The sequence below is a fragment of the Shewanella algicola genome, assembly GCF_014648035.1.
Lineage (GTDB): Bacteria > Pseudomonadota > Gammaproteobacteria > Enterobacterales > Shewanellaceae > Shewanella > Shewanella algicola.
This window is the reverse complement of the sequence record NZ_BMQI01000078.1, coordinates 1-14,142: the sequence shown is the minus strand read 5'-3', so window position 1 is coordinate 14,142 and position 14,142 is coordinate 1. Positions and strand designations below refer to the sequence as shown.

Genomic DNA, 14,142 nt, shown 5'->3' with positions numbered 1-14,142 from the left:
AAAGAAGACATAACCTTAGATGGGATTTATGTCAGACTTAATACTTAAGGTCCAGTGTATGATAGCGTCCTAGACTAATTGGTTGAAATAAGTTATTGGTCTTCATTTCTATTTTCCTAGTTATGCCTGAACGATTACGTTTGAGGCTATTAAATTATCATTTATGAGTTCTATTAAAAGGTGCATAAATATCCACAATATTAATTAGTTTGTAGTTTACAAACTCTTTAATACCTAAGCCTATAAGTTCTGGATTGTAACCAGATCGGCCTTTGTAGAAGTTGGATGATTGATAAAAACCATTCATGTAGCAATTCTCTAGCAACTTCTATACCTTGCTCTGTGTTGACTATAAATACAGATCCTCCCAAGCCAAACGGAGAGTCATTTGCAATGAAAATAGCTTTATCTTTATCATTAGCTCGGAACAACATAGATACTGGGCCAAAGAATCCCAGTAATAATCCGGATTCTGAGGATAAAAGCTGTTGGTATGGTCTGTTGCACAAACGCGCCTCATGTCTTAGTGTAACCCTCCCTTAAAGTCAGAATGTTTTAAATAGAGTTTTCCATTTACACTAAACCAAATGGAGAATCACATGAAAAAGACACGTTTTACTGAAAGCCAAATTATCAATATCCTCAAAGAAGGCGAGTCTGGCGCACTCACGGTGCCTGAGTTATGTCGCAAACATAATGTAGGTCAAAGCACCTATTACAAATGGAAATCAAAATACGGTGGGATGCAAGCCTCAGATTTAACGCGTATGCGTGAATTAGAAGCCGAGAACGCCAAACTTAAAAAGATGTTTGCGGATGTCAGCTTACAAAACATGGCACTCAAAGACATTGTTGAAAAAAAGCTATAAAGCCAGCAGAGCGAAAGGTATTAGCCCACTATGCCATTAATGAATTTGGCCTAGGTGTTGTGTTGGCTTGTGATGCGTTAAGTATCAGTCGTTGCACATTTTATTATCAACTTAAACGTGTCGATGATAATGACATCATTGAGGCTGTATCAGACATTGCAGAGAAACATAAGGCCTATGGGTTTCGGAAGATATTTAAGCGACTACGGCTCCTAGGGCATAAATGGAACCATAAACGTGTGTACCGTATTTATTGTGGTTTGAAGCTTAACTTACGGCGTAAAGGCAAAAAGCGCTTACCTTTTCGAGAGCCTGAGCCACTAGCCGTTCCTGGAAAGGCAAATGAATGCTGGTCAATGGATTTTATGAGCGATAACTTATTTTCTGGAAAGTCGTTTAGAACATTTAATGTCATTGATGATTATCATCGGGAAGCTTTAGCTATCGAAGTGGATTCGAGTTTGCCAGCTCAGCGAGTGATACGAGTACTTGATAGGGTTGCCGCTTATCGAGGTTATCCAAAGCGGTTAAGACAAGATAATGGACCTGAGTTTATCTCACATGCAATTGAGATTTGGGCTGAACAACACGGCATCAAGTTAGATTTTATTAAGCCAGGTAAACCTACGCAAAATGCGTATATTGAACGATTCAACCGCACTTATCGAAATGAAGTATTAGACAGTTACTTGTTCAATAGCTTGACTGAAGTTAGGGAAATCACAGATAGTTGGATTGAAGAATATAATTATGATCGGCCACATGAATCACTGAATGATTTACCGCCCAAACTGTATGAGCGGTTAAATAAGGAAAACTCTCTTAAAATATGATCGATATAAGGGATGGTTACACTATTATTTTGCGAGTCTTCTTGGCGTTCCAAAAACATTTTCCAAACAGAATAATCCCCGCACCTTCTAACTGACGCCCTTCTGATACCTTAAAACGCTCTAATAATATCGACTTATATTTAGCGATAGGAATACCAACATCAGTACAATCAGATGGGTTTAACCAATCAAGCGCTTTGTCTAGGTGTGAAATCGTCCCCCAATACATTTTAGGCTTTGCCTCTTTAGCATTAGCACTGGGCTCAGCCTCGGCAAAGTTAACAAATAAATTCTTCGCTTTGAATTGATAGCCAGTATCAAGCTCAATCAAGGTATTCGACTGGGCTAAGTCGCTACCACGCATTAGGCTATTGAGAATTTTCTCCAGCCCCAATACTTTGACCTTGGGTTGTTGATTGTTGCCAGCGGGTTTGCGGCTGGCATTATCGATTTTTGGGGCGCGGCTTGAGATTAGGTTTGCTCCAGAGGCGACAGTTTTCACCTCTAAAATGGGCTTTTTGGTGTTTAATAACCTGAAATCAATACTGATAATATTCGTATCTGCAATGAATTGATTCACTTCAACGGCATGTCGAGTCTCTCGGTCTCGCTGAGTTGAAGGATGGCCTTCGTCACATCCTGCAATATGGTATCTAGAGCCAAAACAGGCCGCTTTACCGTCTGAGCTTGTCTTACGATAATACGCCTTCCCTTTGCACTCAGGGCATTCTAAAAATTGCCTGAATTGTTCAATCTCTGATTCAGGTAACACCTGAAATTTCAAAATTGAGAAAGTGTGCCTTTCACCACCATAAGTACAAACCGCATCAATCATTTGCTATCCACATCTTTTATAAAAATGCCCTTTACAATGAGCGATAAAGGAACCTTAAAACCCTACCGAACAATAACAAGTTATTAATAAAAAGACTATTTGCAATGGTCACTATGGTTATTAGCAGATATTAAAAAGTTGAATTTAACATACTAGAAGCCGCTCAACTTTTGGGCTGTTAGTTGGTTACGGTTTGGTCAACTGTAGAGAGCATTATAAAAGTTTGTATAGACAAGAGGGCCAAAGATAGACATTGGCCCTGAATGGTATTATTTGCAAGCGTATATAAAGTAGTATCTACCGTTGATTACTATTGTCTCTTTAACGTATAAGCTACAACCTCCAGAGACGCCTGCAGTCGAACCGCCTACTAGCGTACTTGAATAGCGTTCGAATTTTTCTTTAATATTACCTGACCCACCTAATGAAAAACCGCCACCTAACACCTGGCTAGCAGTCATAGGGATATCATTATTATTCACATCTTTACCAGATATAGGGACAAAGCCTCGCTCCAATGCATTAATGCCAACTTGAACAACACCGTTAGGTTGCTCGCCAAGATCATCTGAGTAAAACTTAACATCTATAAAGACACCTAAGTCCAGTATTTTTGGGATGCTAATTGTGTTTAACACATTGTTTGCAGTAGCTTGCAATATGCCTGAATTTGTTTGAATGTGGCGGTCAAACACCGTATTTCTTATAGAACTAAAAGTTAAAAAATCATAAGGATCACCTTTAGTTTTGATTTCACCAACATAAAGGCGGCTTTCATTGGCCTTATCTTCCGATGAGTATTGGATATTAACTTTTTGTGGCGCAGCATAAACATAATTAGGGTACAGTTTCTTATTAATTTCCTCAGCCTGCTTTACTGTTTCGACTAAAAGCCCTCTATATTCAAATAGGGAATCGACGCTTGCTCTTTCTCCACTACTGAGGCTGCTTTCATATGCATATCTGATTGGTTCTCCACGATCATCTTCGTCGTTGACAACGGTGAACTTTCTAGACGATTTATTAACAAAATCGACAACAACCACATGGCTTGTGCCAAATTTTACTTGTGCAAAAGTTGCTTTTTGCTCCATTTCAGAGTGAGTACAACCATTACAGACTTCAGTTTTAGTGATTGCCAGACTTTGAGAGGAGTAAGACAAGAGGCCGCACAACAAAAGTGTGCTATACAGAACTTTTTTCATTTCAAATATCTCCATTCCATGTTGTTACAACAATTAAAGCTCTCTTCATGAGCGCTAACTGGGATTGTGTCAAATTTGATGCAGTTGTTCAAGCTTTGTTAATGTGTGCGAGTGGGTGTAGTTAGACTGTTAAGATATTTAAATACTGAAATAAAACAAAGACTAAGAAGGTAACTTGGACACATAAGCTCATTAATTTTTAACGTTTTACTTAGCTATCAAAGTTACTTTGAAAGTTATACTTTTGACAGATGTGACTAAGTAAGCGACTATACAAAACCAAGCCATATGTAGAAGTGCAATGTAAACGCCATAGCTAATGACGAAAGGCATACCTTCATTATTGGATGAAATAAGTTGGCTAAAAATACTTAGAAAGAAAAGCATTGTTTTAGGGTTCAATACATTACACAAAAAACCTTGAAAGATGTACTTTCTAGTATGTATGGGTTGATCTGTTGAGTTTTTATAGTCTAATTTCAACTGAGAACTGACTAACCCTGTCACACCGAGATAAATTAAATACGCCGCACCAATGTACTTCACTATGCTAAATAAAAGCGCATTCTGAGAAACTAAGTGACTGATCCCGATTACAGAATAGGTAATATGCACACAAACACCAATCCCTATCCCAAGAGCCGTTAATATGCCCGCTTTTCTGCCAAATATTGCACTGTTTTTAAATACTAAAACAAAGTCAGCACCGGGGCTTACTACGATTAAAAAACCAAATACTGCAAAACTTAATAACTCCATTTTCTATCCTAACTGTTCATGATTTTAAAATAATTGTATAGATTTATTGGTAAGTTATAATCGAAAAAAAGGCATCCTAAATGTGAGAAAAAGTCACAGATGAGACATTTAAAAGCATTCTATGTATTTCATATTGCAGCAGAGTCATCGAGTTACAGTAAGGCAGCAGAAAAACTTCATATCACTCACGGAGCAGTGAGTAAGCAAATTAAATTGCTAGAGAGCCATTTGTCGCAGTTACTGTTTTACAAACAAGGTAGAGGAATGTGTCTCACGCAAGAAGGTGAGTTACTCAAGCTGTACACTGATATTGCGTTTAATGCTCTAGATAATGGAGTTAAGAAGCTAACTAGGGAAAGCAATAAACATCTTGAAGTTTCCTGTGAGCCCACATTAACTATGCGCTGGCTGATGCCTAGGCTGGCCAGTTTTTTCCAGCTTACGGGTATTGATGTTCGACTATCAACAGCAGGAGGGCCTGTGGATTTAGATGAAACAGGATTATCTTTAGCCATCCGGCGTGATGACTTCGATATTAGCCCAGAATTTACGACACAAAACTTAGTCAATGAGTGGGTTGGCCCTGTTTTTTCCCCTGAATATTGGAACAAAGCTCAGCACAACTTGGATGATATTGTTCTGCTTCATAGTGAAACGAGACCTTCTGCATGGTCAGATTGGTCATTACGCTCAACACAAGCCTTTAATATAAATAAGTCCAAATCCTTTGAGCATTTCTATTTCTGCTTACAGGCAGCTGTTGACGGTTTAGGGGCTGCTATAGGGTCATATCCTCTGATAGTCGATGACTTGAAAAACGGGAGACTGGTGGCTCCATTTGGATTTACTCAATCTGGTCATCGTTATGTACTGCTCAGCCACGCAGAAAGACTGGGAAGCAATGAATTGGAGTTCTTAAACTGGTTAGAAAAGACAATGTCCTTATGCCAGCCTGAAACTCTAGGTTTGTAATTGTAGTGGGTTAGTGAATTTGATCTGCTATTTGTAGGCGACTCGCGTGGTTTGGAATAGAAAAAGTTATCTGAAAGAGAAGGCTCTCCATCTCGTAGTAACACGGAAATGTCCAACAATTTTTTGCCTCTTAATGAGGCGTAATACAACTATGGAAAGTACAGAGTATGCCTAATCCTTTCATTTCTGAAACTTACGAACCGCCTAAGATTTTTGACAATAAGTATTTTCATTTTAGAGTTCTTGAAGACGAAATTGCAGAATTAGATTATGAAGCCGTAATGTCTAGTCAAAAAAGGTTGCAAGGAATTTTTGGCTCAGGTTTTGAGTGGCCTAGAAGTGATATGACACTTGAAGAAAGTGCAGCTAGCTTAAAAGTCCATAAACAAGAGTTTGAATCACGACAGGCGTTTGCTTATTCAGTATTTAATAAATCAAAAAACAAATGCCTCGGCTCTGTTTACATCGACCCGAGCGATTCTCCTCACTTTCAATGTGTAGTCCATTTATGGATTCGAAATGATAGCATCGAACTTGATAATGAGCTTTTTCAAACAGTCCGTAAATGGCTCTCTGAGGAATGGCATTTTTCTAAAGCTGCATTTCCAGGGCGGTGTATTTCATGGGAAGATTGGTCTGATGAGTTAAAAGTTGTATAACAAGCATTAAGGAACGGGTGTTAGCGTGTATCCGATTGCCATACTTTCCCTAATGACAATCATCACTTCAAGAGCTTTAACTCTAACCAATAATTGTCCAAACTTTATTATGGTCGTACAGCAATACAAGCATTAAACAATCAAAAATCGCCGTCGAACCATGGTTTAAAAATTATAAGTTTACCTATTGTAAACTATAAAAAGCACTGATATAGTTTACCAATAGTAAACGGGGTTCAAATGCACGTAATATCAAGAAAGCCATTTGCCGATGCAATTAAGAAATACCCAAATGATGCAGCGGCCATTGAAAGCACTTATAACGTGTTAAATCGAGGTGATTTTAAGACACCACAGGAATTAATGGCGGTGTTCGGTTCCTTGGACAATTTTAAGTACAAGGATAAATGGTGGATTATCGACATAGGTGGCAACAATTTACGTATGCTGGCCTTTATCGAGTTCAGGCATAACCGAATTTATGTAAAGCATATTGTCACTCACAAAGAATACGATCTGCTGTGTAAGAAGTACCGAAAATAGGAGGCAAAATGTTAGTTTTCGCAGAAGTCACTAAAATGGCTGGGGTAATTACATCCCAACTCCCTATACTAACTGGCATTTCATCTGCTTCGGAGCACATGCAGGCGCTTGCACTGATGGATGAGCTGATCGAGCAGTACGATGATAACCTGATCCTTATCGAAGCTCTGGGGAATGCCATTACCCGCTACGAAGATGAATCTGTAAGGTTTGAGGCATTCAACCACAGGCAGGGGGAAATTGACACTGCTGTAGCCACGCTCAAGGTATTGATGGATCAATATGGGTTGAATACGACTGACTTTGAGAACGAGATTGGTAAAAAAAGCATGGTTTCTCAGGTGTTGGCAGGGAAAAAGAACCTGACCAGAGAACATATTATGAACCTGGCACATCGTTTCGGCGTCAGTCCGGCGGTCTTCTTCTAACATCCTCCTGCCCCAAAGTTACTTAGAATCAAAACTCTATTTAACAATGCTTGCCTTCGTTTTCCATACAAAATTTAATTGATACTGCTCTTTTACAGAGACCATTTTTTACTGCCTAGATTGCATAATCTAATGAGCTGATTTTATATACAGTTATAATGCATTTTGGTTTAATTTATATAAAACAAGATAATAAGTAAATCCAAGGTAGTAAGTATCAATTATGCGATTAAACTTAACTAATTGATATTTTAGTAAATAAATTTTATGAACACTTTATTTAGGCTACATCAGTTTGTTCTTGGGTTTTGCGAATATCTTATTGCTTTACATCAACGATATTGCAAATGTAGGATGATATTGATCAATATTTTAAGCGGTCGACTTTATTTGGCGAGCCGTTCAATAAGCTATTAAACTAAGCCGCTGCGCGGAGCCAAATCAAGCTTCAATTGACTGTATTACTCATATTGAAGCAGCACACAGCAATGACAAGGGAATTTCAATGAAATACGTAAAAACCAAGCTATATGATCAGTTCGAAACTACTCTACAGCCCAGAGTCAGCATCAAAAAAGGAAAACCCTATAGTATAAAGCGTACCAATTAACCTGGACTAGGCATCGACCAAGTCAAACAAGAGATTTATGCGCAGCAAACAGCGCAACGCATAAGTACTAAAACGTTAGCCAATCGTAACTTCACACAAATGTAGAGTAAAAAAGAATGTTTGAATGGATCGCAAGTCCAGAGGCGTGGGTAGCATTAGCAACCCTGATAGCCTTGGAGATTGTTCTTGGAATAGACAACATAATATTTATATCAATACTTGTTGGCAGATTGCCAGAAAAACAGCGGGCTAAAGCTCGACAGATTGGTCTATTTTTAGCTATGGGCACTCGGTTACTACTGCTTTTCAGCTTGGCTTGGGTTATGGGCTTAGTTGAGCCTTTGTTTATTGTCTTCGGAAATGAAATATCTGGTAGAGACATCATACTAGTTATAGGTGGGCTTTTTCTTCTCGCAAAATCCACACACGAAATACACGGTAGCTTTGAAATACAAGAAGCATCTCAGGCACAGGTTGCAGCCTCCGGGTTTATTTCGATCCTCATTCAAATTGCTATCCTTGATGTTGTGTTTTCACTTGATTCGGTAATAACTGCTGTAGGGTTAGTTGATCATCTAAGCATTATGGTGATAGCAATAGTTGCATCGGTTCAGGGGCTGATCATACTCGATCGCTTTTCATACATCCTTTTTAAAAACAAAGAGATAAAAAATAGCTTGATTGATCTCGCCAGTGTGATCAAATAGCGCTCTTTTTCTTTGTCTTTATACTTAATATGCTTAAACATCTCGATAAGATTACTGATTGCCGCTCCCATATAAATCAAGAACATGATGTCATTGATATCTGCTTCCTCGTCCTGAGCGCAGTGATATCAGGTGCGCAAAGTTGGGCCGATTGCCACGAGTTCGGGACATTAAAACTCATGTGGCTGCGTAAATATCGCCCCTTCGCTAATGGTATTCCCAGCCAGCAGAGCATTGGTCGCATTTTCAGAGGAGTGTCAAAGCAATCCTTGCTAGATGCCTTGTTGAGTTGGGTTAACGAGCATCGGCTTAGCACAGGGCTTTCTTCTATTGCGATTGATGGGAAAGTGCTTAAAGGTGCCAAAGCATCAGCCTCAAGCGCTGCATTACATATGGTCACTGCATATGATACCGGCTCTGGTTTAGTCTTCAGCGCTAAATCAGGTGCAAGCAAAAAGAGTGAACTCAAACTCGTTCAAGAATTACTGACGTGTCTTGATTTGAAGTCTGAGTTACTGACATTTGATGCGCTGCATTGCCAGACACAAACACTTGATTATATCGTCAAAGAAGGTGGGCATTGTATTTTGCAAGTCAAAGGTAATCAGCCCAAGCTGTACGAGGCAGTACAGGCACAATTTGCTGATTACATTACAAATACCCCAGATGCCGAATGCTTTACGCAAGATGATAAAGGCCATGGCCGAGTTGAAAAACGGATAACGTTTCAGTGTCCATTGAATTTACCCGCTGAGATAAAGATGAAATGGTCTCAATTAAAAACATTAATCGCAGTAGAGCGTCATCGAAAAGTAGGTAACAAAACCAGTATAGATACACACTTTTATGTCAGCAGTGCAGTATTGACATCAGAAGCCTTTGGTACAGCGATTAGGGCTCACTGGCAAACGGAAAATAATCAGCATTGGCTTTTAGATACACTATTTCAAGAAGATAAGCAGAAGATGTATGATGAAGATGGTGCCAGTATTCTGGCTATTTTAAGGCGTTGGGCATTAAATCTAGTGAAGCTACATCCCGCTAAAACAAGCCAGAATCAGAAATTCAATAGGGCTTGTTGGAGTGATGATTTCAGGGAAGAGATTATTTTTGGCGCTGGTCAAAAAGTGTAATCAGCCCCTGGCATCGGTTGGCGTTATGCTTGTAGCTGCAAAACCAATAGGTGATTTTGTAGATGCGAATCCTACAATCAAAATGTTGGCATTGTCTTTCTTGATATTAATAGGATTCACTCTTATAGCAGAGGGGTTCGATGTTCATATACCAAAAGGTTACGTTTACTTTGCTATGGCTTTTTCCTTCTTCGTGGAGATGCTCAACATAAAAATAAGAGATCGCAGAGCAAAAGCTATTGAGACAATCCATCTAGCAAAAAAAATCACTGAAGATGAAAATACCTAACAAGTACATCATGCAAGGACTGGAATAGACTATCACCTTTTTCGCGCTGCGCGGCAAAAAAGCCGCCAGCTTACCAGGCTGAAAACGCAGGCATTAACGACTCTCATAGTCATACTTTTCCTAATGGTAATAAGCTAACACTCTAAAACGTTTATTATCCAAAAGTTTGTTAGATAGAACACAAGCCATTTTGTTTTTCGTAAAAAAATATCATTCTCCCATAAATATCTATTTTTTATATGTTTCGATTTGTCAGACTATGGGTTTATTTTATATGCGGTCATGTCAGTGATTAGGTTCGGCGACAGAACTGCAACTAAACCCATTGTTAGGGTAAATAAAAGGAAAGTAATTAATCTTTTTGTGCTTTTTTCTGTATTGCTTGGGCGTTTTGTTCACCGACAATATGCAATGTCCGCTGAGGGAATGGGATGGTTAGCCCTGCGACTTCTATTGCTTCTTTCACTCGCTTATTTAAATCCCAGTACGCTGACCAGTAATCATCATTTTTTGCCCATACTCTTAGCTGAATGTTCACTGCACTATCGATCATTGATGCAACCATCACTTGAGGCGCAGGTTCAGCTAATAATCTTGATTCACTCTCAGCAATTTTCTTTAATACAGCAAACCCTTCATTAATAGAGTCTGAATATGAAATACCCACAATAATATCCATACGTCGTTTACCATTACGAGTGAAATTTTTAATATTATTACCCCATAGCATGCTATTAGGTGAGGCAATATATAATCCATCAGTGGTTTCAAGAATGGTTGTAAATAAATTTATTTCTCTAACGGTACCTTGCGTTCCACCAAACTCAATAAAATCGTCGGCGCGAAATGGGCGTACTATTAGTAACATAATACCTGCGGCGATATTGCTTAACGTGTCTTTCAGAGCCAGTCCAATCGCTAAGCCCGCAGCACCAACCAGCGCGATTAAGCTCGCTGTATTGACGCCAAAAATATCCAGAATAAATACACCACCAATGACATAAACCGCGTAACTGGCTATTGTTGAAAATAACGGGATTAATGTTTTATCAAGCCTGGTTCTCGTATTCGCGATTGCTTTACGAACCGTTTTGGCTATTAATGAGCTAGCGATCAGTATGGCAACTGCCAATAACAAATTATACCCGAGTGTTATAATTGTTTGTGAGTGATCAGACCAAAACTGCATGAGTGATTCTTTCATATCATTTATTCCTGTTTTTTGTTAAATAAAGCTAAATGTTAAGGCGTACTTAAAAAGGAGTAAAGCTAAGCAATTACTGATGACACCAACCAGACATTGTAGGCACAAAACGCGATTAATAAACCAACACCTTCATATCGGTTAATACGGCCCGCTCGACGAAAACCATAAGCAATAATCAATAAGGCTACCGTCATGCTCATCATCACTAACCAGTCGCGTGATAGTACTTGTTCAGGTAAGCTGGACATTGGCGAAATAACACCCGCAATACCAACAACAGCAAGTAAGTTAAACATGTTCGAACCAACAACGTTGCCTATCGCAATATCGTGCTCGCCTTTTCTAACGGCTATAACCGAAGCGGCAAGCTCTGGGAGTGAAGTACCCAATGCGACGATGGTGAGTCCAATAATCAAGTCACTTACACCAAATGCATGTGCAATGTTTACAGCTCCCCATACCAAAACACGCGAACTTACGATTAACAGCACAAGACCCAGCACTAACCAAAAAATGGCTTTTTTGAGCGGCATAGCATGATCAACTAATTCCTGATCCATCTCCGTTTCTAATTTGTCACCTTTACTTTTAATGGCAGAAAAAATACTCCAACCAATCAAAGTAAAGAACCCAACCAATAGCAGCACCGCTTCAACACGCGTCAATGCGCCATCCAAGAGAAAATAGCCCAACAGTAAGCCTATTAACAACAACAAGGGGATTTCTTTTCGGACAATTTTAGACTGCACCATAATCGGTGTAATAACGGCTGTTACGCCAAGAATTAAGCCAGTATTAACAATATTCGAGCCTAAGGCATTCCCCAGCGCTAAATCAGGATTACCATCTATTGCCGCCATGGCGGAAACCACCATTTCAGGTGCAGACGTACCAAAACCAACGATCACCATACCAATAAGCAGCGAGGGCATTCCAGCATGCTTAGCGGTTACCGCAGCGCCTTCAACAAAGCGATCAGCGCTCCACACTAATAAAATAAAACCACCTAATATAGCCAATATAGCAAGTGTCATAACGTTACCTTAAGTTAAAAAAATGAAATAAATCAATGCAGCCAAGACGATTCTATAAATCACATAAGGCCACATACCAAATCGATCCAGCCACTTTAAGAAAAAGTGGATAGCAGTCAAAGCCATGACGAAAGAAGTTAATCCGCCTACCAAAAAAGCAAGCAAATCGATATGTATGTCACTTGATGCCACTTCCAATATTTTTGCGCTCGCGGCCAATGCTGTAATGGGAATGGCAAGTAAAAATGAAAAGCGCGAAGCGGCTTCTCTGCTTAAACCTAGCAGCAAGCTTGCGGTGATGGTTGCACCTGAACGAGAGGTGCCAGGAATAAGAGCAAATGCTTGTGCGATACCGATGAGTAAAGCGTCTTTTAAGCGCAATGAAGATAAGTCGCGTTGCTGGTTAGGCCGCCAATCAGCCCAGCCTAATAACAAACCAAACCCCAATGTGGTGAAAAAGACGACTTCAACGGATCGTAACTGCTCGTCAATGAGATCCATTAACAACAAACCAACCAAAGCCGCCGGCACTGTCGCAATGATTAACAACAGCAGGATTTTCCCTTGACCAACGAATTGACGATGTTGAAATGAACAAAAACCATCGTAAATTAGGTTTGTTACATCATTTTTAAAGTAGAGTAAAACAGCAAGCAAGGTGCCTATATGAACAGCTAGGTCGAATGCCACCCCTTGGTCCTTCCAGCCAGCAACCAGAGGAGCGAGAATAAGGTGAGCAGAACTTGAAATCGGTAGGAATTCTGTAATACCTTGTATAATCCCTAGTATTACAGCATTAATTAAATCCATGTACACTCACTGAATACAAGAATGTACAAAAATAAAAATCAGACAAAATATTTATATCCTTGGGGTGGTTTGGACACAGGCAAATGTGTCTCTCCACCCCGAGAGCCGCATTTGCCTTAAGTCTTGTCAATCCAAATAGGACATAACCGCCACGAACTGCTGTTCGGGATATGTTGACTGCTATCTCAGACGGTACTGAGAGACTACTCCCTTAAGGTTATAGTCATTATTTTAATTTTTTATATTCAACAGGTCAATAGAGTACTTTTGTATCCCTATCGGAAGTAAAAATACTTTAACTGTTGATATATACTTAATGATAACTATGTCGTGAATTAGCTAATTTGCTCTGCAACATAGAGGTTATCCGTCAATCAAAACTTGCGTTAATGGGTAAGTTTGGCTAACTCATTTATCACTAAATTAGTGGGCGGCCTGACTCATTTCTGTCCTAATTCCACTAACTATAATCGTGATGACCAAGCAACCAAAAAGGAGGTCATCATGGTCATATTAAACCGTGGGCAACGAAGTGGTGTCAAAAAGCCTTTTCGTCTTGAAGAAATTTGGCGAATTCGTACCAGACTTGAGATTGAGAGCAACTTGATGCAGTTAGCACTGCTCAATTTGGCAATTGATAGCAAACTTAGGGCGAGCGACTTATTACCTTTGAAAGTATGCGATATTTCTTCTCAAGACCGGATATTTAATCGAGTTAAGCATATCCAACATAAGACTGACATTGAAGTTCAGTTTGAAATCACGTCAAGAACCCAACAAAGTCTGATTAAATGGATTTTGCTTGCATCGTTAAGCGCAAGCGATTTTGTTTTCCCCAGTCCTAGATTAAAGCAACAGTCGATTAGCTACTCATACTATAGATACATTGTTAGGAAATGGGCATCCGATCTGGGATTAGATCCGAACCTATATGGAACCCACTCTATGAGGCGAACCAAGGTGACTCTTGTCTATGCCAAAACAAAGAATATTCGAGCAGTTCAACTTTTACTAGGTCATACAAAGGTAGATAATACGATAAGATATCTTGGTGTTGAATTAGAAGATGCTCTCTTACTTTCAGAAAGTACAGATTGCTAATATTAAATGGCCCTACAACCTAGGGCTACTTTATCATTTAAAGGAAACGGGTTTATTACTGGCAAATTGTTGCCCCAAAGCTTGTTTCGCATGCCTAGATTAGATTTGCTTGATACTGGCCTGTTGGCCTAATTTTAGTAATGCTACA

Annotated in this window: 15 protein-coding genes and 1 pseudogene; 9 read left to right on the top strand and 7 right to left on the bottom strand. The window is 39.4% G+C overall.

All coding sequences use genetic code 11. The features are described 5' to 3' along the window. Nucleotides 1-227 precede the first annotated feature (227 nt). Entirely contained in the window at nucleotides 228-434 is a 207-nt protein-coding gene (locus IEY42_RS22765) for a hypothetical protein (protein WP_229780217.1), read from the bottom strand. A gap of 165 nt (nucleotides 435-599) precedes the next feature. Here IEY42_RS22765 and IEY42_RS20735 point away from each other — a divergent pair. After that, nucleotides 600-1,702, top strand: a protein-coding gene (locus IEY42_RS20735; protein ID WP_223419165.1) for an IS3 family transposase whose coding sequence is annotated in 2 segments (ribosomal slippage) — nucleotides 600-864 and nucleotides 864-1,702 — 1,104 coding nt in all. Because the reading frame shifts where the segments join, the coding sequence is not laid out codon by codon here. 16 nt (nucleotides 1,703-1,718) lie between these two features. Here IEY42_RS20735 and IEY42_RS20730 read toward each other — a convergent pair. From IEY42_RS20730 to IEY42_RS20720, 3 genes are all read right to left on the bottom strand, one after another. Continuing rightward, on the bottom strand, nucleotides 1,719-2,537 hold the full coding sequence (locus tag IEY42_RS20730) for a hypothetical protein (RefSeq protein ID WP_188927106.1): 819 nt from the start codon (nucleotides 2,535-2,537) through the stop codon (nucleotides 1,719-1,721). Between the two features lie 269 nt (nucleotides 2,538-2,806). Beyond that, nucleotides 2,807-3,742 carry a hypothetical protein gene (locus IEY42_RS20725; protein ID WP_188927105.1) on the bottom strand — a complete coding sequence of 312 codons (936 nt, stop codon included), beginning with the start codon at nucleotides 3,740-3,742 and terminating at the stop codon, nucleotides 2,807-2,809. A gap of 207 nt (nucleotides 3,743-3,949) precedes the next feature. Further along, nucleotides 3,950-4,501 carry a LysE family translocator gene (locus IEY42_RS20720; protein ID WP_188927104.1) on the bottom strand — a complete coding sequence of 184 codons (552 nt, stop codon included), beginning with the start codon at nucleotides 4,499-4,501 and terminating at the stop codon, nucleotides 3,950-3,952. A 99-nt stretch (nucleotides 4,502-4,600) separates the two neighbouring features. Between IEY42_RS20720 and IEY42_RS20715 the strand changes: the two genes are divergently transcribed. The 7 genes and pseudogenes from IEY42_RS20715 (at nucleotide 4,601) to IEY42_RS20685 (ending at nucleotide 9,842) form a co-directional block, all read left to right on the top strand. Further along, nucleotides 4,601-5,473: a LysR family transcriptional regulator gene (locus tag IEY42_RS20715; protein ID WP_188927103.1), complete on the top strand. Its 873-nt coding sequence runs from the start codon at nucleotides 4,601-4,603 to the stop codon at nucleotides 5,471-5,473. Between the two features lie 167 nt (nucleotides 5,474-5,640). After that, nucleotides 5,641-6,132: a hypothetical protein gene (locus IEY42_RS20710; RefSeq protein WP_188927102.1), complete on the top strand. Its 492-nt coding sequence runs from the start codon at nucleotides 5,641-5,643 to the stop codon at nucleotides 6,130-6,132. A 240-nt stretch (nucleotides 6,133-6,372) separates the two neighbouring features. After that, the gene (locus tag IEY42_RS20705; RefSeq protein WP_188927101.1) at nucleotides 6,373-6,675 is read left to right on the top strand and encodes a type II toxin-antitoxin system HigB family toxin; all 303 of its coding nucleotides are present in this window, start codon (nucleotides 6,373-6,375) and stop codon (nucleotides 6,673-6,675) included. Between the two features lie 8 nt (nucleotides 6,676-6,683). Continuing rightward, the gene (locus tag IEY42_RS20700) at nucleotides 6,684-7,103 is read left to right on the top strand and encodes a helix-turn-helix domain-containing protein (protein WP_188927100.1); all 420 of its coding nucleotides are present in this window, start codon (nucleotides 6,684-6,686) and stop codon (nucleotides 7,101-7,103) included. A gap of 726 nt (nucleotides 7,104-7,829) precedes the next feature. Continuing rightward, nucleotides 7,830-8,339 (top strand): annotated as a pseudogene (locus IEY42_RS20695) (TerC family protein); the annotation flags it as partial. Nucleotides 8,340-8,449: 110 nt separating this feature from the next. Then, the gene (locus IEY42_RS20690) at nucleotides 8,450-9,553 is read left to right on the top strand and encodes an ISAs1 family transposase (protein WP_188927098.1); all 1,104 of its coding nucleotides are present in this window, start codon (nucleotides 8,450-8,452) and stop codon (nucleotides 9,551-9,553) included. Continuing rightward, on the top strand, nucleotides 9,531-9,842 hold the full coding sequence (locus tag IEY42_RS20685; RefSeq protein ID WP_373292903.1) for a TerC family protein: 312 nt from the start codon (nucleotides 9,531-9,533) through the stop codon (nucleotides 9,840-9,842). Before IEY42_RS20690 ends, IEY42_RS20685 begins: the two co-directional genes overlap by 23 nt. A 352-nt stretch (nucleotides 9,843-10,194) precedes the next feature. Here the strand turns inward: IEY42_RS20685 and IEY42_RS20680 are convergent, their stop codons facing one another. From IEY42_RS20680 to IEY42_RS20670, 3 genes are all read right to left on the bottom strand, one after another. After that, nucleotides 10,195-11,046 (bottom strand): mechanosensitive ion channel family protein, encoded by an 852-nt coding sequence (locus tag IEY42_RS20680; RefSeq protein ID WP_182742624.1) that lies wholly within the window; start codon nucleotides 11,044-11,046, stop codon nucleotides 10,195-10,197. A 65-nt stretch (nucleotides 11,047-11,111) separates the two neighbouring features. Beyond that, nucleotides 11,112-12,083, bottom strand: a complete 972-nt coding sequence (locus IEY42_RS20675) for a calcium/sodium antiporter (RefSeq protein ID WP_124017004.1) — start codon at nucleotides 12,081-12,083, stop codon at nucleotides 11,112-11,114. A gap of 9 nt (nucleotides 12,084-12,092) precedes the next feature. Beyond that, the gene (locus IEY42_RS20670; RefSeq protein ID WP_188927097.1) at nucleotides 12,093-12,893 is read right to left on the bottom strand and encodes an undecaprenyl-diphosphate phosphatase; all 801 of its coding nucleotides are present in this window, start codon (nucleotides 12,891-12,893) and stop codon (nucleotides 12,093-12,095) included. Nucleotides 12,894-13,397: 504 nt separating this feature from the next. On the opposite strand from IEY42_RS20670, the gene IEY42_RS20665 reads away from it, so the two are divergent. Beyond that, nucleotides 13,398-13,994, top strand: coding sequence for a tyrosine-type recombinase/integrase (locus IEY42_RS20665; protein ID WP_124017006.1), 597 nt, complete (start codon nucleotides 13,398-13,400; stop codon nucleotides 13,992-13,994). Nucleotides 13,995-14,142 lie beyond the last annotated feature (148 nt).